The sequence below is a fragment of the Pseudomonas sp. MPC6 genome, from assembly GCF_006094435.1.
Lineage (GTDB): Bacteria > Pseudomonadota > Gammaproteobacteria > Pseudomonadales > Pseudomonadaceae > Aquipseudomonas.
Map to the genome: position 1 here is coordinate 4648005 of NZ_CP034783.1, position 22257 is coordinate 4670261.

The 22257-nt window shown below is 60.2% G+C and carries 19 protein-coding genes; 3 read left to right on the forward strand and 16 right to left on the reverse strand.

Annotated features, from left to right (window positions below; genetic code table 11):
• Nucleotides 1-25 precede the first annotated feature (25 nt).
• Nucleotides 26-415 carry a cytochrome c family protein gene (locus ELQ88_RS23530; protein WP_138968132.1) on the reverse strand — a complete coding sequence of 130 codons (390 nt, stop codon included), beginning with the start codon at nucleotides 413-415 and terminating at the stop codon, nucleotides 26-28.
• A gap of 241 nt (nucleotides 416-656) precedes the next feature.
• Nucleotides 657-1988, reverse strand: a complete 1332-nt coding sequence (locus ELQ88_RS23535) for a PLP-dependent aminotransferase family protein (protein WP_138968134.1) — start codon at nucleotides 1986-1988, stop codon at nucleotides 657-659.
• Between the two features lie 86 nt (nucleotides 1989-2074).
• Between ELQ88_RS23535 and ELQ88_RS23540 the strand changes: the two genes are divergently transcribed.
• On the forward strand, nucleotides 2075-2971 hold the full coding sequence (locus ELQ88_RS23540; RefSeq protein ID WP_138968136.1) for a DMT family transporter: 897 nt from the start codon (nucleotides 2075-2077) through the stop codon (nucleotides 2969-2971).
• Nucleotides 2972-3187: 216 nt separating this feature from the next.
• Here ELQ88_RS23540 and ELQ88_RS23545 read toward each other — a convergent pair whose 3' ends face one another.
• Both ELQ88_RS23545 and ELQ88_RS23550 read right to left on the reverse strand, forming a co-directional pair.
• On the reverse strand, nucleotides 3188-3637 hold the full coding sequence (locus tag ELQ88_RS23545; protein WP_138968138.1) for a GNAT family N-acetyltransferase: 450 nt from the start codon (nucleotides 3635-3637) through the stop codon (nucleotides 3188-3190).
• A 192-nt stretch (nucleotides 3638-3829) separates the two neighbouring features.
• The gene (locus ELQ88_RS23550) at nucleotides 3830-4153 is read right to left on the reverse strand and encodes a DUF6124 family protein (RefSeq protein ID WP_138968140.1); all 324 of its coding nucleotides are present in this window, start codon (nucleotides 4151-4153) and stop codon (nucleotides 3830-3832) included.
• Between the two features lie 481 nt (nucleotides 4154-4634).
• Between ELQ88_RS23550 and ELQ88_RS23555 the strand changes: the two genes are divergently transcribed.
• Both ELQ88_RS23555 and ELQ88_RS23560 read left to right on the forward strand, forming a co-directional pair.
• Nucleotides 4635-5117, forward strand: coding sequence for an HIT family protein (locus tag ELQ88_RS23555; protein WP_138968142.1), 483 nt, complete (start codon nucleotides 4635-4637; stop codon nucleotides 5115-5117).
• Nucleotides 5118-5176: 59 nt separating this feature from the next.
• A complete protein-coding gene (locus ELQ88_RS23560; RefSeq protein ID WP_128869709.1) occupies nucleotides 5177-5491 on the forward strand; it encodes an NIPSNAP family protein in 315 nt (104 codons plus the stop codon).
• A 77-nt stretch (nucleotides 5492-5568) separates the two neighbouring features.
• On the opposite strand, the gene ELQ88_RS23565 is transcribed toward ELQ88_RS23560, so the two are convergent.
• The 12 genes from ELQ88_RS23565 to tssI all read right to left on the reverse strand — a co-directional run bounded on the left by ELQ88_RS23565 (nucleotide 5569) and on the right by tssI (nucleotide 22071).
• Nucleotides 5569-6027 (reverse strand): GNAT family N-acetyltransferase, encoded by a 459-nt coding sequence (locus ELQ88_RS23565; protein WP_138968144.1) that lies wholly within the window; start codon nucleotides 6025-6027, stop codon nucleotides 5569-5571.
• Nucleotides 6028-6445: 418 nt separating this feature from the next.
• A complete protein-coding gene (locus ELQ88_RS23575) occupies nucleotides 6446-7849 on the reverse strand; it encodes a cytosine permease (RefSeq protein WP_138968148.1) in 1404 nt (467 codons plus the stop codon).
• Nucleotides 7850-7899: 50 nt separating this feature from the next.
• Nucleotides 7900-8640, reverse strand: a complete 741-nt coding sequence (locus ELQ88_RS23580; protein WP_138968150.1) for a TorF family putative porin — start codon at nucleotides 8638-8640, stop codon at nucleotides 7900-7902.
• Between the two features lie 112 nt (nucleotides 8641-8752).
• The gene (locus ELQ88_RS23585; protein WP_138968152.1) at nucleotides 8753-10495 is read right to left on the reverse strand and encodes an amidohydrolase; all 1743 of its coding nucleotides are present in this window, start codon (nucleotides 10493-10495) and stop codon (nucleotides 8753-8755) included.
• 18 nt (nucleotides 10496-10513) lie between these two features.
• Nucleotides 10514-12382 (reverse strand): amidohydrolase, encoded by a 1869-nt coding sequence (locus ELQ88_RS23590; RefSeq protein WP_138968154.1) that lies wholly within the window; start codon nucleotides 12380-12382, stop codon nucleotides 10514-10516.
• Between the two features lie 214 nt (nucleotides 12383-12596).
• A complete protein-coding gene (locus ELQ88_RS23595; protein WP_138968156.1) occupies nucleotides 12597-13268 on the reverse strand; it encodes a transposase in 672 nt (223 codons plus the stop codon).
• A 292-nt stretch (nucleotides 13269-13560) separates the two neighbouring features.
• Entirely contained in the window at nucleotides 13561-14505 is a 945-nt protein-coding gene (locus ELQ88_RS23600) for a hypothetical protein (RefSeq protein WP_138968158.1), read from the reverse strand.
• On the reverse strand, nucleotides 14502-14843 hold the full coding sequence (locus tag ELQ88_RS23605) for a hypothetical protein (RefSeq protein ID WP_138968160.1): 342 nt from the start codon (nucleotides 14841-14843) through the stop codon (nucleotides 14502-14504). The genes ELQ88_RS23600 and ELQ88_RS23605 overlap by 4 nt, the downstream gene beginning before the upstream one ends.
• Nucleotides 14844-14922: 79 nt before the next feature.
• A complete protein-coding gene (locus tag ELQ88_RS23610) occupies nucleotides 14923-15891 on the reverse strand; it encodes a hypothetical protein (RefSeq protein WP_138968162.1) in 969 nt (322 codons plus the stop codon).
• Entirely contained in the window at nucleotides 15888-19175 is a 3288-nt protein-coding gene (locus ELQ88_RS23620) for a toxin VasX (protein WP_228761559.1), read from the reverse strand. Before ELQ88_RS23620 ends, ELQ88_RS23610 begins: the two co-directional genes overlap by 4 nt.
• A complete protein-coding gene (locus ELQ88_RS23625; protein ID WP_138968164.1) occupies nucleotides 19172-20005 on the reverse strand; it encodes a DUF4123 domain-containing protein in 834 nt (277 codons plus the stop codon). The genes ELQ88_RS23620 and ELQ88_RS23625 overlap by 4 nt, the downstream gene beginning before the upstream one ends.
• Entirely contained in the window at nucleotides 20002-22071 is a 2070-nt protein-coding gene (tssI, locus tag ELQ88_RS23630) for a type VI secretion system tip protein VgrG (protein WP_138968166.1), read from the reverse strand. Before tssI ends, ELQ88_RS23625 begins: the two co-directional genes overlap by 4 nt.
• Between the last annotated feature and the right edge of the window lie 186 nt (nucleotides 22072-22257).

Genomic DNA, 22257 nt, shown 5'->3' on the forward strand with positions numbered 1-22257 from the left:
CACCACTCCCTCACGTTTAGCCCTCTCAATGCGGTTGAAAGGTCTGAAGATAAGCCAGCACATCTTCGACCTTTTCCCGATCGCTGAGCCCCCAGAAAATCATCCGGGTCCCGGGGACCACTCCCTTCGGGTTTTCGAGGTACGCGGTCAGTGTTTCGCGAGTCCAGACGATGCCGGCCGCTTTCATCGCATCGGAGTACAGGTAGTCCGTGGTGCTGCCTGAAGGCCGGCCGAAAATCCCGTTGAGCTGCGGACCAAAAGAGCCCCGCGCCGACTCCCCGACCTGATGGCAGCCACCGCAGATCCGCTTGAACAGTTTGCCGCCCGCCTCGGCATCGCCGGCCGCTTCGGCCTGGGCGCTGCAGAGTCCTGCGTTGAGCAGCAGGGCGAAGGTCAGTAAAGCGGCGTTCTTCATGTCGGTTCCAGGTGTCGTTCACAGCAAAAGCGGGCGGCTATTTCATCATGACTGGCTCCGGCACCAAAACTTAAATGCAAAAACGCCCTCCCCGGTCTCGGCGGTGAAAGCCAGTTGATCGCCTTGGGCTGCGCCTCCACGGCGAGGTGTCCGAATGATCGCGGTCGTCGGGTTTGGGGCCGCTGCGCGACCCAGCGGGAGCAAGCGCCCTCGCCACAGGGGTGCTCACCTGGCTTTCCCGCTACGTATAAGCCCCCACCACCCTCTTCACCTTCACCAACGCCTGGCGCAGCGTGTCCAGATCCACCGACCCCAACGCCAGACGGATCGCGTGGGGCACATGCACGGAGATCGCAAAAGGCTCGGCAATCGAGACCGCCACCTGTTCGCGCATCAGCTCCATGGCGATCTGGTCGGCCCGTGCGTCTTCCGGCAACGGCAGCCAAAGAAAATACGACGATGGATGACTGATGTAGCGAAGGCCCGCCAGCACTTGCGCGGCGATGGCTTGCCTGGCCTGCGCGTCCTTGCGTTTTTCCGCTTCCAGCTGCATGACGGTGCCATCGTCGAGCCACGTGCTCGCAATCGCGGTGAGCACGCCCGGGGTATTCCAGGTGGTGGCCCTGATCGTTCGCTCGAGGGCAGACACCTTATCCAGGGGCGCAGCGATGAAACCTACACGCAAGCCGGTGGCGACACTCTTGGATAACCCGGACACGTAAACCGTGCGCTCGGGGGCGAGATAGGCGATCGGAGGCGGCGGGTTTTCAGCGAGGAAGGCGTACGCGGCGTCCTCGATGATGAGCAACTCATGGCGGCGCGCAATCGTCACCAGGTGCCCGCGTTGCTCGGCACTCATCACCCATCCCAACGGATTGTGCAGCGTCGGCATGCTGTACACCGCCCGCACGCGCCGGCTCTGGCAGAGCTGTTCCAGAGCAGCGAGATCCGGCCCCTGTGCGGTCACGGGAATGGGCACGATTTCCAGGTGCAGGGCTTCGGCGAGCACCTTGAAACCGGAATAGGTCAGCGCATCGGCAGCAATCACATCACCGGGTTTGAGCAGCGCCATCATCGTCACGGCCAGCCCCTGCTGGGCGCCATTGACGATCAACACGTGCCCGGCCTCCACCGTCAATCCGCGAGCGCGCAGATGGCGTGCCACCGACGCCCGCTCATGCAATCGCCCGGCATGGGGCTGATAGCGCAGCAGCGCCTCCAGGTCACCCCCCGACGCCAATTGGCGCAGCGCACTGCGCAACAGCTCTGCCTGCCCCGGCAGCGACGGATAGTTGAAGTTGAGATCGATCATGCCGACCGCCACGTCTTTCTGGTCGATGCCCGAGCCCGGCGCCAGCGCGGTTTCCCTGACGAAGGTGCCGCGCCCGGTTTCGCCGCTGACCAGGCCCATGGCCTCGAGTTCTGCATAGACCCGGCTGGCCGTCACCAGCGCCAGGCCTTCGGTCGTCGCCAGTTGACGGTGGGTCGGCAAGCGCGTGCCGGGCAGCAGGCGCCCGGCGCGGATGTCCGCGGCAAAGCTGTCAACCAGCGACTTGTATCGGGAGCGAGGCATGGGCCGATGTATCCATGACAATATTTTGATTGTATTGATCTTCGATCATAGGATGGATCTCTGCAAACTTTTTGAGTGTGAACGCAATGGAACGGGCATCGAAGCTGCAAAACCTGGGGATGGAAAAGACCGCCAGCGGCTGGCTCAACGGGTTCATCGGCGTCCTGATCTTCAGCGGCTCGCTGCCTGCCACGCGGCTGGCCGTGCTGGAGTTCGACCCGGTATTCCTGACGGTGGCCCGCGCCACCATCGCGGGGCTTCTGGCGCTGTGCATGCTGCTGCTGTTCAAGGAAAAGCGTCCTGCCCGAGGTGATCTTCTGCCCCTGGCGATCGTGGCGCTGGGCGTTGTTGTGGGGTTCCCGCTGCTGACGGCGTTGGCGCTGCAGTACGTGACGTCGGCGCATTCGATCGTGTTCGTTGGCCTGTTGCCGCTCGCCACCGCGGCGTTCGGCGTGTTGCGCGGTGGCGAGCGGCCGCGGCCGGTGTTCTGGTTGTTCTCGGTGCTGGGCAGTGCGCTGGTGGTGGGTTTTGCCTTTTCCCAAGGCCTGACCGCGTCGCCGACGGGGGACATCCTGATGTTGCTGGCGATCCTCGCCTGCGGCCTGGGTTATGCCGAAGGTGCGAAGTTGTCGAGGACCTTGGGCGGCTGGCAGGTGATCTGCTGGGCTTTGGTGCTGTCGTTGCCGGTCATGGTCCCGTTGACCTGGTATCTGGCCCCGCCTTCGTTCTCGGGCATTACGACATCGGCGTGGGCCTGCCTGGGATACGTGTCGGTTTTCAGCATGCTGATCGGCTTCGTGTTCTGGTATCGCGGGCTGGCCCAGGGCGGGATTGCCGCCGTTGGCCAGTTGCAGTTGCTGCAACCGTTTTTCGGGTTGGCGCTGGCGGCGACGTTGCTGCATGAGCAGGTGAGCATTGGCATGTTGGGGGTGACGGTGGCGGTGATTCTTTGTGTGGCGGGGGCGCGGCGGTTTTCGAAGTAGGCGGGACCAGGGTATCTGTGGTTTGACCGCAGGCTTGCCTGAAGGCGTCATGTCAGTCGACATCGATGCCGAATGTCAGTACGCCTTCGCGGGCAAGCCCGCTCCCACAGGAATCGCTACCGTGCCACGAATATTGTGCCCAACACAAAACCCTGTAGGAGCTGGCTTGCCAGCGAAGGCGGTCTGATGATCGGCAGGTTTGTCTGATCAGATCCGCTATTGCCTTAACAACCGCTGCATGACGATGGTGCGTTCGGTCCCATGGAATTCATCCCGCACTTTCCGAAACCCCAGCGCGGCATAAAAGCCCTCTGCGGTGATTGAAGACGGCACGTGCAGAACATCAAGGCCCAATTCAAGGGCGGCCGAATGAATGACAGCCATAAGCTGCCTGCCGATTCCGGCCCCTTGGTATTGCGGGTCGACAAAGACACTTCTGACAACATCCCCATCCAGACTGGCCGTCGCGACGACACGTTGATCGACAGACGCCACATAAACCCGGCGCTGCGTCATCAACTCAATGATCCCCTGCGCGGAGAAGCCCTGCTCCACTCGCGCGATGACATCGGGTGGATAGTCCTGCGCATTGGACTCGTGCAGCGCGCTGATCACCACATGACTGATCGCTGCTGCATCGTCGGTTGTTGCGAGACGAACCTCCATTTTGCGTTCCCTCGCGACCTGTGATCTTCCAATCGTAAACGCATAAAAGCTCTCGGGATACGCTGATCCGATCATTTCATTTACGTCGGGAATGCCTCGCCGGACGCTCTGCATCCACATGGACGCGGAACACCTCGGGCCGCATTCCCACGCCGACGGTTCAACACCTCGACATGGGAATGGTCAGGTGGGTCAATCCTGCGGATCGACGTTATCCAGTGCTCGATTCACCGCCAGTTCCGCCAGCATGACGACCTGCTGAATACCCAGCATCGTGTTGCGCTGCGATCCTTCCAGGAACCCCGCGAAGTCACTGGCCATGACACTGGCGGAAGCCAGGGATTCACAGGCGTGCGCCAACAGGGTTTCGGTGCCGATGTCGGGGGCGATGACGAACATCGTGCTGGGTTTGTGCGGTGGGACGGCGTTTCGGAGGGGCTGGTGTTGGTCACAGTTTTTGGACGTGGATTGCGTTGCGGTTTCTGATTCCGGAGGACTGGGTGTCGATCTGATCATGGTGAAACTCCTAGAGTGATGGAGTCGCCACAGTCGCTGCTAAACGAATAGAGGTGGCGGCCGTACGCGGGTTAGCAGACCAGGACTCTAGAACCCGGCGCACCGAAGTGCCCCACGTAAAGCCGCCATAACAGGAACCTGCAGGTAAAAAACCTGAGCATGAAATGGACGCTGTGTGCCTAGAGTAGACCCGAGCTGCTAAACCCGATCGCTGATTTACAGCGACCCGCAGACGATAGAAGCCAGACCCAAGACGCACAAGCCGGCGGATTCTGTCTTAGGCGTAGGCATCTACGCAAGACGATGTAGCCTCCTGCCTACAACTCAGAAAGTTCCTACAGTCGCCCCTCCCCCACGCTCCGGCCTGCACCTCAAAAAATCGAAAAACATGCGATCACGTGCTGCAGAAATCGGCCAGACCCGGACAGGTTTATGATGCCTTGATATTCTGTGCAGCCGATCCACCATGGACACCCCACACATGGAAGTAGCCCCCCGGTTCATCATTCATGAAACCGCCCATTGGATTCTCAATCACCACATGTCGTCCACCCTTCCCGGCTATCTGATGCTCGGCTCAAGGGCGCACGTCCACTCGCTGGCTGATCTGCCCGACGATGCGCTGGCGGAAATGGGTGGCTTGCTCGCCAAGGTTCAGACAACCATTGAATCGCAGTTGAAACCGAAATGGCTCTACATCAGTCGATTCGGCCATGACCCCGGCTATCCTATCCATTTCCACTTCATTCCGGTGTATCACTGGATCGAAGATCTGTTCTGGAAAGATAAGAGATACAGGCTGCTGGAGACCTTCGCGACCAACGAAAACGCAACGTCGCTTACTGACGGAGCGGAACTGACGCTGTTCATCTGGCGCGAATTCGGGGAAAGCCCTGAGCCACCGCCCATACAAGGGCCTTCAACCGATCAAGTCATTGATCTGCTACGCAGACCGTTCAGATAGGACAGCACGGCTGTCGCATCGGGCGAAAGCAGCACCACACAACCAAGAGAGAGAAAAAAATGGTCACTTGTTATCTGAGATACGTGCTGGATCCCTACCAGATCAAAGCATTCGAACACTATGCGACGCTGTGGATTCCACTGGTTGAAAAATTCGGAGGCCAGCACCACGGCTACTTCCTGCCGTCCGAGGGCGCCAATAACATTGCCTTGGCGATGTTCAGTTTTCCAAGCCTTTCGGCGTATGAGCAGTACCGGCAAGACTCCATGAACGATCCGGATTGCATCGCGGCGTTCAAATATGCGGAGGACACAAAATGCATCCTCAGCTATGAGCGGTCTTTTTTCCGGCCGGTGTTTGGCAAACAGGCGTAGCAGCCAGCGGAATGTGGTGCTGCCATTCGAATTGACCCTGCGCGACAGCACTGCCGTGCTCGACAGCGACGCTTGATTCAGCCCTGTTTCAAATCCAGGCAATAGGTGTAGTAGCCCGTATCGCGCACATACCCCAGCGACTCATACAAGCGTTGCGCCCCGACGTTGTCCGTGGCCGTCTCCAGCACCAGGCCTTTCGCGCCGGTCATCAGCGCAAAGGCTCGGGCGGTGTTCATCAGCAAGGTCCCGACCCCGCGACCACGGGCTGCCGGGGTAGTGAACAGGTCGCTGAGCAGCCAGGTGCGATGCGCGTCGATCGAGGAGAACGTCGGGTACAACTGGACGAACCCCAGCGCCTCGCCACCGTCATCCTGGACGAAGAAGATTGCCGATTCGTCCCGGGCGAGGCGCTCGGCGATGAAATGGCGCGACTGGGTGAGGTTCGGCGGCTGGCCGTAGAAACCGCGATAGGCGTCGAAGAGGCTGGCGATTTTATCGAGGTGGGATGGGTCGGCGCGCAGGGCCTGGAGTGCCATGTTGATCGTCTCCGAACGGATTGATTGATCAGCGGAAAAGGGAAATGTAGATCAAAAAATCACAGCGTGCGGGAGCTCGTAGGAGCAAGCTCGCTTGTATGTTTAGACTTGAAGGGGTCGGCTGTCAGGACGCCTTCGCCGGCAAGCCGGCTCCTACAAGTTTGAAATGCACTCGGATCCGAGAGCCAGGTCGGCCCGCAGGCCGCCTCGCTTTGGCTTTGGCTTTGACGGTGCACGCCCCATCGAGAGGCTTCGTTCCGGTTCTGCGCAGTGGGCCCACGGAGCAGGACCGGAGCCTGGGCGAGGCACCGAACGACAGGGGCAAGAGCGCTTGGTTACTTGGCGCTTTTCCAAGTGACCCGCCGTAAGGGCGGAACCTTAAGTCGCCGTTACCGCAGAAACGGATAGGTCCCGGCCTTCAGCTCCGCTCGGCAACTACCGCCGGCGCTGATGCCTTGGCCAGCCCGTAATACAGAATCCCCGGCACCACCAACCCCACTATCCAGGAAATATCCACCCCGCCGAGCTGCGCCACCATCGGCCCCGAGTAGAATTTGGTGTCGACAAAGGGCAGCTGGACCAACACACCGAGACCATACACGCTGATGCCCAACAGGTTCCAGCGCCCATAGCGACCTTGCGGATCGGACAATGCCGCAATGTCGTAGCGCTCCTTGTTGATGAAGTAATAATCCACCAGGTTGATCGCGCTCCAGGGTGTGAAGAACGTCAGCAGGAACAGGATGAAATACTTGAAGGTGTTCAGGAACGAATGCTGCCCCAGCAGCGCCAGCGTGGTGGACGCGGCGACAATCACCAACACGAACAGCATGCGTTGCCGGGCGGTTATCTCCAGACGGCTACGAAAGCCACTGATGATGGTCGCCACGCACATGAAGCTGCCATAGGCGTTGAGGGTAGACACCGTGACCTTGCCGAACACCACGCTCAGGTACAGCAGCGAGGCCATCACGCCGGTACTGCCCAGCCCGACGATGGTCGCGACTTCATGCCCGCGAAAATTCGCGCCAGCCAGGGCTGCGGCGAACACCCCCAGCACCATTGAGGCCTGGGCGCCAAGCACCGTGCCCAGGCCGACGGCGGTGAAGGTTTTCCAGGACGCGGTCTTGCTGGGCAGGTAGCGCGAGTAGTCGGCCACGTAGGGTCCAAAGGCGATCTGCCAGGACGCGGACAGGGACACCGCCAGCAGGAAGGTACTCCAGCCGAAATGGCGGTTTTGCAAGAGCAGGCCGATATCGTTGAGGGTCATCAGCCGGGTAAACAGATACACGAACGCAATGATGCCCAGCACGCTGGCCACCTTGCCGACCAGGTGGATGACCCGATAGCCGAACATGGTCAGAAAGGCGATGCAGGAGGCAAAAATCAGGATGCCGGCGCTGTCGCTGACATCGATCAACTGGGCAATGGCCTGCCCCGACAGCACCGCGCCGGTGGCGCTGAAACCGAGGTACATCAGGCACACCAGCACGATCGGGATCGCGGCCCCATAGACGCCGAACTGCACGCGACTGGAAATCATCTGCGGCAGCCCGAGTTTGGGCCCTTGCGCCGCATGCAGCGCAACCACCGCGCCGCCGAGCAATTGGCCGATCAGCAAGCCGATGAGCGACCAGAACACATCGCCGCCCAGCACCACGGCCAGGGCGCCGGTGACAATCGCCGTGATCTGCAGGTTGGCGCCAAGCCACAGGGTGAACTGGCTGTAGAGGCTGCCATGACGCTCGGCCTCGGGAATGAAATCGATCGAACGGGTCTCGATCAGGGGACTTCGCTGCTGACTATCGCTGGCCTTGGTCATTGCGCTGTTTTCCTTTGCGGAGCTTGTTTTTATTGGGTGGGCTTGCAGGCTTAGAACGTCTTGCTGGCACTGGCGACCACCGTCGCCGTGCACAGATCGTCGTAGCCATACCAACCCGCGCATTCGCTTTTCGACAGGTCGGTATCGATGTAGCTGAGGCCCCAGGTCACGCCCACGAAGTCACGGCTCAACTTGGCTTCCCACTCGTAATAGGCCTCGCGGCTGTCGCCGTTGGTGGTCCAGTAGGCCGGGTCTTTGACATCGCCACGCCCCACGCGCACGTTCAGGCCCAGCTCGGCCGGCAAGGCGAACTGATAGCTGAGGTAGGTGTAAAGGGTGTCCTGGTCTTCGCCAAAGACGTTCGGCGTATCGTTCGAGTAGTGGGCGCCGAGCTTCACGCCATACAGGTCCAGGATGGCGTAGATTTCACTGAGGTTGAATTGGCCTTCCTTGGGATAGTCGTACTTGATGTAGCCCAGGTCGAGGCTGATGGCCTCGGTCGCCTGCCAGTAGTAGCCGGCGTAGTACTCGAGTTCCTGCCGGGTCTTGAACTCGCCGCCGAAATCGACATTCGAGGTCCAGGCGCCCACGTACAGGCCGCTGCTGTGCACCAGCGTGGCGCCGGCCTGAACCGCCGGATCGCCCAGGGTTTGCGAAATGCCACGAGTGCGGTAGTCGCTGAATACCCCCAGTGTCATGTCCAGGTTGAAGTCGTCATCGAGGGTCAGTGCATGGGTGGTCAAGGGGGCCAATACCAGACTGGCCAGGGCGAAGACTGAGCGTGCGTTCATACGAATCTCTTATTGTTATGGAGGGTGCGGGGAATGTCGGGCACGGCGAGGCCGAGCCCCTCGCCGTACGAGGAGCCGGTCATTTTTTCCGGTGCTGCGGTTGGGGTGTTCGTCAGGACGCGGGCGCGTAAACCTCTTTACCGGCGAAAAAGGTCTTCAGGACTTTGGTGTCGAACAGTTCGTCATCGCTGACCTTGAACACATCGCGGTCGAGAATGATCAGGTCAGCCTGTTTGCCAGGCGCCAGCGAGCCGATCTGCTGCTCCAGGCGCAGGGCTTTGGCGGCATTCAAGGTGTAGGCGTAGAACATGCTCTGGCGATCGATGCTTTCCTTGGCATTGAGCACGCCCAGCGGCCCTTTGCGCGTGCTGGCCTGGGCGATGGCGTTCCACGGGTTGGGGCTGGACACCGGCCAGTCACTGCCGCCGGCGATAACGGCACCGGCGTTATGCAGGGACCTGGCGGGGTACTGGTAACCGTAGGCAAACGCGCTGATATAGGGTTTGACCAGTTCGACGGTGTAACTCTCGCCGGTGGCCCACAGCAACTGCATGGAGGCGATCACACCCAACTCCTTGAAGCGCGCGAACTCTTTGGGGTTGACCAGTTGCAGGTGGCTGATGCTATGGGCCACCGGGGTCGGGTTGAGTGTGCGTGCGTAGGCAAAACCATTGAGTGACTCACGGACCGCGCGGTCGCCGACCGCATGCATGTGCACGATCCAGTCACGCTTCTCCGCCGCCACCACCAATTCACCGAAGTGCGCCGGGTCGATCAGCAGTTGACCGTTTTTCTGGCTGTTGTTGAAGGGCACGATGACCGCTGCCGTCTGCCCTGGAAACTCGAGAACGCCGTCGGCGAAGACCTTGATTCCGGGAAAGCTCAGGTTGGGGACGCCCTGAAATTCCTTCATCACCTTGGCCAGCACTTCCAGGTCGGCTGGTCGGCTTTTCGGGTTGGCCAGCAACAGCGCGGCCACGTGGGCGCTGAGTTCACCCTTCTGTGCCAGTTCGCGGTACAGCGGCAGCACCCCGTAACTGTGCTCGGTGGCCTGGAAATCGAACAGCGAATCGCCGCTGCCGGCATTCGCCGCCGCGTCCATCCAGGCGGTCACGCCATATTGATTGTTGACCTTCACCGCCTCGCGGGCGGCTTTCAACATGATCTCGGCGCTGGGCGCGGGGATCTGGCTGCGGACCTGGTCCCAGCGCGACTCGGCGAAATAGCCATTGGGGGTGAAATCCGCGTCGTGCCCGACGAAGCTGCGATCCTGTTCCGACAGGCCTTTTACCAGTGCCGCGTCGATCTTCAGGCGCTTGAGCATGGCGTTGTTGGCCCATCCGGTATGCCCGTCGATCCCGCTGAGGACCACCGGTTGCTCCGCCCAACGCCCTTGATTGAAACGCTGGCCGAGCTCACGGCTTTTGTCCCAATAGGCCGAACTCACCCCGGCAATGCTGATCACGTCACCGGCCCGCGCAATGCCCGCCTGATCCTGTTCGATGATCCACTGTTCAAGCTCGGGCAACGGCTTGACTTCATCCAGCAGGTTCGCGCCCATGCTGTCGAAGGCCGCCACCACCGGGTGACTGTGGGTATCGATCATGCCCGGCATCAGCACCTTGCCCGCCAGATCGATACGTTGCGTGCGAGCATCGGCCAGGGCGTTGATCTGGGCATCGGTGCCCGTCTTGAGAATCTTGCCGTCTTGCACGGCCACTGCCTGGACCAGTCCCTGACCGGGTTCGGCGGTGAATACCTTGCCGTTGAACAACACCAGGTCAGCGGCGGCCATCGCCGGTACCGAGGACAAAGCCAGGGCTGCGGCCAACAGAGTGGGAATGAATCGTTGCATCGGAATTCTCTCTTGTTTTTATTGGGCTGAGCGGGAAGCGGATGCCTGGGACAACACCTGCGGATCAAGGCCAACGAAAGGCGCCTTGGCCCACACGACCTTGCCGCCCACGACCGTCAGCAGCACTTGATTTCGCGCCAGGGCCTCCTCGGGAACCTGCATGAAGTTCTGGTCCAGGACGATCAGGTCGGCGAACTTGCCGACTTCGACCGAGCCGACGACCGCCTCCAGTTTCAGCTGCTCGGCGGCGTTCAGGGTGATACTGCGCAGTACTTCGTTTCGCGACAGGGCCGGGGCGGCATTCAACCTGCCCGCATATTCGGGGCCGTAGCTGTGCGGGTTCAGCGGATCGCCTGAGCGGGTGACACCGATCTTCAGCGCCAGGAATTCGTCGAGCGGGTCGACGGGCCAGTCGCTGCCATACGCCACACGGCCGCCGGCACGGGCGATGCTGCCGGAGGGTTCCATGCGGGCAAACCGCGCCGGCCCCAGATGCTCGTTGGTACCGTCGACCGTAGAGGGCGCCTGCTGGGCCCACTGGAAGGACATGTTGGCGCTCACGTCGAGCGCCTTGAAGCGCGCGTAGTCGGCAGGGTCCACCGACTCGTTGTGAGTAATGGCCGGGCGAAAGCCATTGCCAGGCAATTGCCGGCGCACGTATTCGATGCCGTTCAGCGAATCTCGCACCGCCCGGTCTCCGGTGGCGTGAAGGTGCGGATCGAGGCCGGCCTGCACGGCTTGCAGCAGCAGCGGATTGAGCACTTGCGACGGGAAGTAAAGCTCACCGGCGTTCTTGCCGGGGGTCCACTTCGGCGTCGTGCCGGTGCCGGCATTGCGCAGGTACGGCGCCAACATTGCGCCGGTGTCGGCCGGCGCGTTGATGATGCCGTCCATGAACAACTTGACGTGGCGCATGCTCACACCGGGCGCGGCCTTGGCTTCACCCTGGTCGTAGGTATCGGCCAAGGCCTTGGCCTCGGCGATGGTTTTCGCCGGGTCGGCTGCGGCGGCCGCAGGGTCCAGTTTGATCGCCAGCAAGGCCCGGGCGGTCAGCTCGCCCGACTGTTGCAACGTGGTGAACGCCTTGCCATTTTCCGGTCCGGACAGGGCATCGAAGAACGTGGTGATGCCTTGCTGGCGCATGGCGTCGAGCGCGGCGCGGGTCTGGTTGAGCTTCTCGGCGTCGGTGGCGGGCGGCACCACGGCGGCCATGGCATCGGCAGCGCCGTCTTCGCAGATGCCGGTCGGATTGCCGGCGCTGTCGCGCACATATTTGCCGTCCCCGGGATTGGCCGTGTGCTTGTTGATGCCAGCCACTTCCAGGCCGCGAGAGTTGGTCAACACGGTATGGAAGTCAGTGGAGCGGACCTGGATCGGGCGGCTGGTCTTGAGCGCGTCCAGCGTCGATTTGTCGGGGTCGCCGTCCAGTCCGTCCATGCCCATGCGATCCCAGCTGCCCACTTCCAGCCAGACATCGGGGCCTTTGCCCTGGTCCGCATCCAGGCACGCCTGAATGGTCTGCTGGAACACCTTGCGGGTCATCGTCTGGTATTTCAGGTCGCACAAGGTCATGGCGCGACCGCCATCCCCCGGATGCATGTGTGCATCGATGAAGCCCGGCATCAGCATGCGGCCGGCCAGATCGATCAGCTGTGTCTGCTTGCCGATGTACGAAGAAACCCCTGCATCACTGCCCACATAAACGATTTTTCCGCCCGCGACGGCGATCGCCTGCTGCACCGAGTTCTTACCGTCGACGGTGTAGACATAACCGTTGCGCAGCACCATGTCGGCGCCGGTCGAACCCTGGGTCTGACACCCCACCAGCGCCATGCCGGAAACGGCTGTGGTCGTGGCAATGGCGATAAATAGCCTGGACAATTTCAACTGCCTCACCTCTGTTTTTATAGTTTTAGAAGAGCCCGAACAGACTGCCGTGCAAACCCCTGATATGCAGGGCATACCCTATAGAGCACGGCGGTCGGATGGACCTCTACAAATGAGGGGGGTAAGGCAAATTGTTTCAACTGGTGGGCACCCAAATCGGCGGCATGCGAAGGCGGACATGCAAAAAGTCAAAAGATCTCAGCCTTCGCAGCGCCTACTTTCGGGAAACAAACTTGCCCTTTCGCGTTCCTTGCGGATAAATGGAGCGCGTTGCCTTGTCCAGATAACCACCCTGGCGCACAAAGCTGACCGCTTGATTGTTACGACGACTGCGCATCCAGGTGATCCATTGCAACAGTTCAAAGTGCCCCAGTTGATCGATAAGCAACAAAAACTGCTCACGCCAGCGTGTACTGCCGCCCATGCCCAACCCTGAGCGCCGCTTAAGGTCCTGGATACTTTGGCCATCCATCACCCCTTTCAGGAAATCGACCCAGAGTTCAGGCCGGATCATCCCAACCAGCGGTGTCCCGGACAGAATGGAAAAGCAGGTCACGCAGGGATCGCACTTGAACTTCGGGCGAATGCCTTTAATTCGATAGGTCCGCGTTCCCCCACACCTTGGGCACGTCGCGTGCTGTGCATTCAGCATCGTCTCGATCCAGGTGATGACTGCTTGCTGTTGCGCCGCGATGTGCTGGGGCGGTTGCAGGTTTTCCCGGTAATGGCGTGTCGTCCACCACTGATGCAACTCAGGGCACTCCTCAGCCATCACCTCCCGGACCGCCTGCCCCCAGCTGAAGTAGACCTTGTTGTTATGCCCAAACGAGGCGCGATCTGGACGCTGGACCAACCGGCCAGCAGGTACACCGCAAACGTCGACCACAGGTCCATCCGGTGCATGTTTGCAAAGGGGGAATCGCTCAAACTGTTGCAGCTCTTGCGACAGGAACCGCAGTAGTAGCGCGGGAGTCGTTGTCGGCCACGATTGTTATGAAGGGTCACGTTGGTATTGCCACACCACGGGCAGTACTTCACTCGCCGATGCGGCAATTCGTGCAGATAGCGGATCAACCGATCGGCTTCGGGGCGCAGGTTTGCCGGGAGGCATACGTCGTAATCGGGTAGTTCGCCGTGTCCGGGGATTGGTAGTGAGGGAAGTTGGGTCATTACAAACTCTATGACTGTTCCATAAGTAACATTGGTTCCGCCTGCGCAGCCAGTTCAGCGTTGCGTTTTGCTATGGCTTCTTCAAGTTCCGGGGAGCGTTTGGCCGACTGCTCGGGGGGCAAGGGTTTGGACCATTCGATGATGTCGGGATAGGACAGGTCTGGCGGATGAGAAAGCTTCAAATCCTGAAGTTTCTCTGCCAAATACGTCCCCAAAATCGTAATGCAAAATATTCCCCATAAAACGCCTAACAAGTTGCCCTTGCGCAAGTCGGTGATGATCGAACCAATTTGCGTTTCTTCATAAGGTGCAACGCCTACTCGACTTTCAGGGACAGCCTCCGCCCCAATCTCCATGTAACTGCGCATGCACTCCCACAACGCCATCGCCGTGGTGCCGCCTCCACAGTTGAAGCCCAGCGAAAAATGCTTGTTTTCTTCCTTGGCCTGCGGGTCCGGGTTTTCGAAACCGATGATCAGTAAACCCATCGTGGCTTTACCGGCCTGGCTGACCGACGACTGCTGGGTGGCGGCCGCCGTCACGGTTTCCCACGGGACGATCCAGTACTCGCCGTCGTCGCGGGGGACGCAGACTTCTCGGCGTTGGCGGTTGAAGCGTACCGGTAAAGGGACTTCGCGAAAGAGGCCTTGGATCAAAATCAGCGTCGGAACGCCCAAAATAACTGCCCCTAATATCAAAATACCTTGGCTGAAATCAGAGTCGAGATTTCGAGTAAAAAAAGACATGGCTAAAACCACCATCAACGACGGCCACATCGTCATCACCGCGGAACCGATGCTGTAGCTGCCAACATCGAGAAACACCTCGTTCTTGCGCCAGATGGTGTTGAGCACATCGGAGGGTTTTCTCCCCGTAGGGATGGGCAACGGCGCCAAATAATCGTGGCGCGAAAGCATCCGTTTTTTCGTGGTGCCTGCCGGGGGCGTGCTCATCGTTTGTCCTTGGGTTGCAGGTAAATGGCGCCGGGATGGTCCTCGCCGAGCGGGTAGTTCGGTACACGATCCAGTTGCGGTGTCGGGTCGGCCCACAGCGCTATCACGCCGGTGGTGTCATTCAGGGTAAAGGCAAGTCCTCGTTCACCGCCGATGAAGGTGCGAGCGCCGAGCATCGCGGTCAATGGCGTGCGATAACGCAAGCGCAGTGAAACAGTGCTGGGTGTTGTGCCCACGACGTTGGCCAGCTCTTTGAAGGGGCCACTCAGGCGCAAGCCCTGACCTTCCTGGTGCGGTATCCACTGACAGAGGCTGCTGGACAACCCATGAGGCGTCATGTCGCGCCAGGGGCGCGGGGCTTTGTAGCGGTGGATCGGGCTGTTTTTGATCAGGTCGGACAGCCTTGAGTATTCGTCGTCAAGCCAACTCTCGCTCTGCCTGCATGGCCAGTTCAGCGTTGCGTTTGGCGATGGCGTCTTCCAGTTCCGGGGAGCGTTTGGCCCACTGCTCAGGGGGCAAGGGTTTGGACCATTCGGTGATTTCGGGATAGGGCAAATCGGGCGGCGGTGATAACTTCCAGGCTTCCAACATCATGGCCAGTGGAGCACCTAGAAGTACGGCCGCAATGACCAGCCACAATGCTTTGCCAATTTCTTGCGCTATCAGGTATTGCCTGATGCCATCTACATATTCACAGCAGATGCCCCAAAAGACGTTTCTGCCGCGCAGCTTTTCTCGTCCGCCCTCAAAATCATTTGTGACTGGCAGAACCTCCGGGCCTATCTCCATATAACTGCGCATGCACTCCCACAACGCCATCGCCGTGGTGCCGCCGCCACAGTTGAAGCCTAACGAAAAATGCTTGTTTTCTTCCTTGGCCTGCGGGTCCGGGTTTTCGAAACCAATGATCAGTAAACCCATCGTGGCTTTACCGGCCTGGCTGACCGACGACTGCTGGGTGGCGGCTGCCATCACGGTTTCCCAGGGGACGATCCAGTACTCGCCGTCGTCGCGGGGGACGCAGACTTCTCGGCGCTGGCGATTGAAGCGTACCGGTAAAGGGACTTCGCGAAAGAGGCCTTGGATCAAAATCAGCGTCGGAACGCCTAAAATAACTGCCCCTAATATCAAAACACCTTGGCTGAAATCAGAGTCGAGATTTCGAGTAAAAAAAGACATGGCTAAAAACACCATCAGCGTCGGCCACATTGTCATCACCGCCGAACCGATGCTGTAGTTGCCAATATCGAGAAATACCTCGTTTTTGCGCCAAATGGTGTTGAGCACGTCTGAAGGTTTTCTCCCCGTAGGGATGGGCAAAGGCGCCAAATAGTCATTGCGCGAAAGCATCCGCTTTTCTGTGGTGCCTGCCGGTGGCGTGCTCATCGTTTGTCCTTGGGTTGCAGGTAAATAGCGCCGGGGTGGTCCTCGCCGAGCGGGTAGTTCGGTGCACGATCCAGTTGCGGTGTCGGGTCGGCCCGCAGTTCTATCACGCCGGTGGTGTCATTCAAGGTAAAGGCAAGTCCTCGTTCACCGCCGATAAAGGTGCGAGCGCCAAGCATCGCGGTCAATGGCGTGCGATATCGCAACCGCAGCGAAACAGTGCTGGGTTTTGTCCTCAATACGTTTTCGAGCTCTTTGAAGGGGCCGCTCAAACGTAAGCCCTGTCCCTCCTTGAACGGTATCCACTGACAGACGCTGCTGGATAACCAGTGAGGCGTCATGTCTCGCCAAGGACGAGGTGGCTTGTAGTTGTTGATCGGGCTGTTTTTGATCAGATCGCGGTAACCCAGGGTATCCACGGGATCACCGAGCATGCTCAGTTCCAGGTAAGCACTGCCGGGCTCTGCGCCAGGCAAATCGATGGTCAGGGCATTAATCGAACTGACGGAAGCAAGTCCGGATGGGCCATTGCTACTGCCCAGCACTGAGCTGCTTTGCATGCTGACCCGGGGTGCATACAGGATGAAGTACAGCCGGTCGAGTTCGTCCTGTTGGGCTTTGGGCGCGATAGGCGCCAGATCGATCGCCCGCGCTTTTGACCAGCAGCAGAAGTTCAGGAAGTTTTGCAGCGGGGTTTGCTTCAAGAGCGCGGTGATCAGGTGCAGCACGCCCAGCACGAGAATGAGCCAGTTCAACGGTCCCATGTACAGCATGTAACGCGAGATGGCGACTTCGACGGTTATTGAGCCTGCCAAGGCGCGGGCGGTGTAGCTCAACCCTAACATCGCTTGGGCGCCGAAGGCCGCTATTTGTCCACCGACTACGCTCTGGCGCATCCTCAGCCACGGATCGATTCGGTTTTGGGCGCTCTCGAGTTGTGTTTGGAGGGAATTGAACTCTGCGAATGCCGCACCGGCCGACAATCCGCCAATCACCCCACCAAACAGCGTAAGTGTAGGTGCGCTTCCGATCCTGCCATCAGGCAGCCGTACGGACATTTCTTTGACCCCAAACCCCTTCCGTACCTGATTATCAACCACCGCCACCAACGCCACCGCCGCATACAACGTCGCCGAAACCGTGTCATTCACCCGCCGGCTGTCCATCCCCTCCAACACCCCGGCCTGACTCAAATAGTTATGCGCATTCAGCACGTTCAACAGCAACGCCGCCAACGGCACCACCCCGCCGCTATTGGCCACCACTGGCGAATTAACAATCTGTGCCACACGCCCCGCACCAATGGCCTTCCCGGTCGCCTTCGCCCAGTCGCCCAGCGCTTCGGCCTGTTGCCCCATTAACTTCCACACCTGGCGGCCGGCCTCGGTGACGAACTGCAAACGCGTATTGCTGCCCAAACGCGCGGCGACAAAGACGCCCATCCAGGAGCGGCTGAAGGTGCCGTCACCCTGGAGCAACAACAACGAAGCCGCCAGCCGGTTGACCAGCACACTCCATTGGCTGCTCGCGTCGCGGGCCATGGCCGCGATGTCTTCCAGAACCACGGCGTTCAAGGGTGCCAAGGCCTGATGGGTGGCGCTGATGTTGTCCGAGGCCAGGGCGGCCATCAACTCGCCAAGGCGAGAGGTGCTGTTGACCGCCGTATCGATTGACGGGGTCCAGGCGTTGAACAGTTGTTTCAGGGCGCCGCCGTCGGGGGCTCGCACGTAATCGGCGTATTGCTCGGCGCCCTGGGCGCGCAGGCATTGGGCGGTCAGGCAGCCGGTGGCCAGTTCGGTCAGCCAATGGCGAGTGTCCAGGTCGGCGTAATCGACAAACCAGGTGCCGCTGACGGAGCGCTTGAGGTACACGCCCCGGTCGGCGAACAACGCGGTGTGACGCTGCTCGATCTGTTGGTAGTGCGCCGCTGCGGTCTGCGCGAACCAGGTATTCATCGCCTCGAGGTCGATGTACTCGCCGACCTTGGCACTGAAGAGATGGTTGTTGAGGTTGGCGTGCTTTTCGGCGCGGTATTCGCGGACGACGAATTCCACTTCGTTGTACAAGTCCGCCGGAATAAAGGCTCGTACCGGCGCGACGATGGCCGCTATACGCGCATCGCGGGCGGCAACTTCGGCCTGAGTGGGCTGGCCACCGTATTGACGGGCCCGGGTTTCGGCCTTGAGTTCCTCATCCAGCCGATGCTGGGTGTCGAGCATGACTTGGCCCTGTTCGGGCGTGAGGCTGATGTCGCGATCCTTGTAGCGGTAGCTGATGGACCCGGCCAGTTCGGCGCCATCTTCACTGATCAGGCTGCGCACGAACCCGCCGATGCTCAGGCGCAGGTTGTTATCACCTAGCCACTTTTCGTGACCCGCCTCGACCCCTTCCTGCTCGTGATTGATGTCACGCAGCACGCCCAGATCGTCATCGAGGCAGGCAAAAACGGAAAAAAGGTCCTTGGCGTGTGCCTTGGCGCTGTCCAACCACTCCTGAGTGCCCTGACCGTCCCAGGGTTCGGCGCTCCACTCGCCTGGCGGCTGGTCGCAGGCGCCGGGGTATTGGGCGATGGCTTTCTCACGCACGCGCCCGCGGTGCATGGCGTCGGTGTAGGCCTTGATGTTGACCGGGGTCGGGTCTTTCATCACGGTTTCGCCCAGCGCGCCGGTATCCTCAGCACTCCATCGCCGGTCAGCTTTCATGGCCTGGGCGAAGGTGCCGGGGATGAGTTCGGCCATGACCTCGGCGGCTTTTTCCAGCGACGGGCAATGCTCGGCTTGCAGTTCGTTGGCCACGGTGCGCAAGGCCACATGGCGCATGTGCGCACCGCGTTTGGCGCTGCTGTCGCTCAGCGATTGGCAGTGCTCGGGGTTCAATGGGAACTCGCTGTAGAGCATCCACGCGTCATGGATTTTTTCCAGCGCCAGGCCGGTCAATGTGCCGTCGAGCACCAAGGTCGAATCGGCATCGAGCGCTTGCTCTCTGAGCAGACCCGTCGGCGAAACGGCATAGCGTTTGAGGGGGCCTTTGTCCTGCCACAGATAAACAAATCCGGCCCGCAAGCGACGCGCCGCCATCGGACGGCTTTGCGTGTTCACGCCGGGAATGCAGCACGGATTGTCGGCCTTTTCTTCCGCCAAGGCATAGCGCACGGGGACCACGAACAGCTCGGATTGGCGGGCTGGGCACAGCGCCATCGGGCTGTTGATGTCGATATGAGGCTGAGCCTTGGCGGCGAGTTCGGCCTGAGCGGCTCGGTCGATCATTGCCAGTTTTTCTGCGCTCATACGCAGGACTCCTTGTCGGTGAGCTGCTGACGCGTCAGTTCGGCATTCAGGTTATCCAGGCGTTGCTCGGGCGATACCCCGGGCTCGGCCAACATGCTCCGGTAAGCGACGTGAGCCGGCGCATCGGGAAAGTCAGGGCCCAGCTCCGCGTGGAAGCGGGCCCAGAGCAGGACTTCATCGATGGCGCCGTAACCGTGACGCCCGGCACGGTGCTGGCACTGAGACGCCCACTGTTGCAGTGCAGAGGCATCCAGCCCTTGCAGGCAGTCAGGAAAATACTGCTGGCAATGTTCGATCAACCTTTGGGCGAAGCGCTGTCGTTGGGCGGTGCTCAGGTGCTCCAGTTGTTCCGGGGATAACAATAACCAGGGTCGATCCGCATACTGTGCAGCCGGTTGATCGGGGGTTTGCTGATGAATATCCAGTTCCGGTAGACGGATCAGTCGTACAGGCCCCATCAAGCGATCACGCTCGCAGGCGGGTAACTGCACTAACCACAATGCCGCGATACGAGGGTCGTGGTAACGGAACAAGACCGTGACACCCCCGTCGACACGAACGTGAATCAGGCTACGTAAATGCTCAAGCACTACAGCTTCTTGCTCCTCTGACTCCAGCCAGACACCACACGTCGCGCTCCAGTCCCGAAAAAAGGTATGCGCCAGCGGGCTATCAGGGGAAACAGGCACCAGTACCGGCCCGACTTCCTCCAATGGGCCATAGACGGTTGTCTGATAGAGCGATTGAAACGTTGTACCCCCCAGCTCGAACAGACGCTCGGGCAGACGTTCAATCTGGGCGCGATCCAACAGCAGGTAAGCCTGACTCATGCCGTCATCTCCGCCAGTTTTTGACACACGGCACAGATCGGTGCTGCCTGTTGTGCTGCCTGAGTCAATGCCAGTTTTTGCGTACCCAGGGATGGCGCAATCAGGGCCTGCGCAGCCACCGGAACCAATGACAGCGCGGGCTGCACAGGCACTCCGGGCACCGGAGCCCCACCCTGGACAATGGCCACACTGCTGAAAATTCCGCCCGAATTGATCACGATGTAGTGACCGCCGGCCTTGAGCGTCAGGCTCATCCCCGCATCGATCACCACGTTGGCCGCGGTGACGTGGGCCTGCGCACCGGCCTGGATCACCAAGGTGCCGCCTGCCGTCGTGCTGCTGTTGCCGGTGATGGTGATCAGTTCATCGCCGCCGATCACGGTGTTGCGCACGCCTTGGGTGGTGTGCAACTCGTCGCCCTTGATCAGGCTGGCGCTGTGGTGGTCCACCTGTTCGAAACGGTCGTTGCTGATCAGGCTGTGGCTGTCGCGAGTGATCTGTTCGCGACGGTCATTGCCAATTTTGGTGTCGCTATCGTTGAGGATCAGTTGCTCGATATCGCGCTGCGCCCGCAAGTAGATTTGTTCCTGCCCGGCGCGGTCGTCCAGCGACAGCTCGTTGTAACCCCCGGTGTGCGGGGAGCTGTGGCTGCGCAAGACGGTTTTGGTTTTGTGCTCGGGCAATGGATGCGCTGCGGAGTTGACTTTGTTGACCACACACCCGGTGATCAACGGTTGGTCGGGATCACCTTCCAGGTAGGTGACGACGACTTCCATGCCGATGCGCGGGATGGTCACCGCGCCAAAGTTTTCTCCCGCCCAACTGGATGAAACCCGCAGCCAGCAGCTGCTTTTTTCGCTGTTGAGTTCGGCCCGATCCCAAGGTAGCTCGACCCGGACACGGCCATGCTCATCACAATAAATCTCTTCGCCGGCAGGCCCGGTGACCCGGGCGGTCTGGCTGACCAGCGCCGGTCTTTGTGCAGGTATCGGTGGCCGATAAAACACGTCCCAGGGAATGGCGCTGAAACTGTTGCGATAGCCTTGGGTAAAGTCGTCTTCAGGTTTGACGTCGCTGGTGATGGCCTCTTCCAGTGATTGAGGTTGTCGCCCAACGTGATGAAGGCTTACCAGCAACCACAAATCGTTGCAGGTTTTGCGCGGGTGTTCGGTCAAGTCGAAGAAGTAACCGCTGCGCAGCGCGGGTTGATCACTCTTGCCCTCGGCCAACCGGTAATCGGCACGGTGCCGCTCCAAGGCTTGGCGAGCGAGTTGTTTGCCGCGGCTTTCGTTCTTGATGAACACCGGGTAACGATAGTCTTCCAGCTCAGGGCTGAACTCGGCGCTGAAGCGGCTCTCCAGCAGCAGACTCGGCCGTTTCAGGTCATAGTCCCGGCGCGTGACCGTGCTGGTGCGGGTGCTGAGACGCAGGGAAAACTGGCTGACGACCGGGTTGTCCGCCACCATGCCGGAGTCTTGCTGATAAGGGGTTTCGCCCAGTTTGGGGAACCAGGTCTGGTCGTCGCTGAACACCAGCAGATGACCGTCTGGCGAATGCTGATGATGCCAGGCGATGCCGTCCTCGGCGCACAGGCGCTGGACGAACTCGAAGTCGCTTTCCCCGTATTGCGTGCAGTACTCGCGCTCGGGACTGGTGCTGACATGGAAGGCAAACGCATCGGCCTGAATGCCGTGGCCCTTGAACACCTGAGCGATGATTTGCGGCACGGTCAGGTGCTGGAAAATCCGCTGGTTGTGGCTGAATTGCAGGTAGTGCAACGCCGGGACCAGGGTCAGGTGATAACGGGTCAGGCGCTTGCCGGCCTCCCCCACCAATACGTCTTCGATACGGCCATGAAGGCCTTCGCCATCAAGACCGAACTGGAGAAACGCGGGCTGGCCGAGCAGGCTCTCCAGATCGAAATCCGGGTGTTCGCTGACCAGTTCCACGTGGATCGCATACAAGGCGCTGATGGCCTCGACACCGTCAAAGGCGAGGACGTTGAAATCGTTACGAACCGTGGGGATGTGCAACGAAAAATGCGCCGTATTGGCCGACTGGAACATACGCTTTTCCTTAAGCAGAGAGGAAATGAAGCGCGATGTCCAAACCGTCCATGGTCTGTGCACGCGAAATTGGCGGGCACGTTAACAGCGAGGGAAAAAAATTAATGTAGGAAGGATCTGCGAATACAGTCTGAACTTTCCGTTTTTCAGAAAGCTGTTTCAGCGAAAACGGCCGCCGAACCGTGC

What these genes read in the sequence shown, in the direction of transcription:
- ELQ88_RS23530 (WP_138968132.1), bottom strand. Translation starts at nt 415, where the DNA reads ATGAAGAACGCCGCTTTACTGACCTTCGCCCTGCTGCTCAACGCAGGA.
- ELQ88_RS23535 (WP_138968134.1), bottom strand. Translation starts at nt 1,988, where the DNA reads ATGCCTCGCTCCCGATACAAGTCGCTGGTTGACAGCTTTGCCGCGGAC.
- ELQ88_RS23540 (WP_138968136.1), top strand. Translation starts at nt 2,075, where the DNA reads ATGGAACGGGCATCGAAGCTGCAAAACCTGGGGATGGAAAAGACCGCC.
- ELQ88_RS23545 (WP_138968138.1), bottom strand. Translation starts at nt 3,637, where the DNA reads ATGGAGGTTCGTCTCGCAACAACCGACGATGCAGCAGCGATCAGTCAT.
- ELQ88_RS23550 (WP_138968140.1), bottom strand. Translation starts at nt 4,153, where the DNA reads ATGATCAGATCGACACCCAGTCCTCCGGAATCAGAAACCGCAACGCAA.
- ELQ88_RS23555 (WP_138968142.1), top strand. Translation starts at nt 4,635, where the DNA reads ATGGAAGTAGCCCCCCGGTTCATCATTCATGAAACCGCCCATTGGATT.
- ELQ88_RS23560 (WP_128869709.1), top strand. Translation starts at nt 5,177, where the DNA reads ATGGTCACTTGTTATCTGAGATACGTGCTGGATCCCTACCAGATCAAA.
- ELQ88_RS23565 (WP_138968144.1), bottom strand. Translation starts at nt 6,027, where the DNA reads ATGGCACTCCAGGCCCTGCGCGCCGACCCATCCCACCTCGATAAAATC.
- ELQ88_RS23575 (WP_138968148.1), bottom strand. Translation starts at nt 7,849, where the DNA reads ATGACCAAGGCCAGCGATAGTCAGCAGCGAAGTCCCCTGATCGAGACC.
- ELQ88_RS23580 (WP_138968150.1), bottom strand. Translation starts at nt 8,640, where the DNA reads ATGAACGCACGCTCAGTCTTCGCCCTGGCCAGTCTGGTATTGGCCCCC.
- ELQ88_RS23585 (WP_138968152.1), bottom strand. Translation starts at nt 10,495, where the DNA reads ATGCAACGATTCATTCCCACTCTGTTGGCCGCAGCCCTGGCTTTGTCC.
- ELQ88_RS23600 (WP_138968158.1), bottom strand. Translation starts at nt 14,505, where the DNA reads ATGAGCACGCCCCCGGCAGGCACCACGAAAAAACGGATGCTTTCGCGC.
- ELQ88_RS23605 (WP_138968160.1), bottom strand. Translation starts at nt 14,843, where the DNA reads ATGACGCCTCATGGGTTGTCCAGCAGCCTCTGTCAGTGGATACCGCAC.
- ELQ88_RS23610 (WP_138968162.1), bottom strand. Translation starts at nt 15,891, where the DNA reads ATGAGCACGCCACCGGCAGGCACCACAGAAAAGCGGATGCTTTCGCGC.
- ELQ88_RS23620 (WP_228761559.1), bottom strand. Translation starts at nt 19,175, where the DNA reads ATGAGCGCAGAAAAACTGGCAATGATCGACCGAGCCGCTCAGGCCGAA.
- ELQ88_RS23625 (WP_138968164.1), bottom strand. Translation starts at nt 20,005, where the DNA reads ATGAGTCAGGCTTACCTGCTGTTGGATCGCGCCCAGATTGAACGTCTG.
- tssI (WP_138968166.1), bottom strand. Translation starts at nt 22,071, where the DNA reads ATGTTCCAGTCGGCCAATACGGCGCATTTTTCGTTGCACATCCCCACG.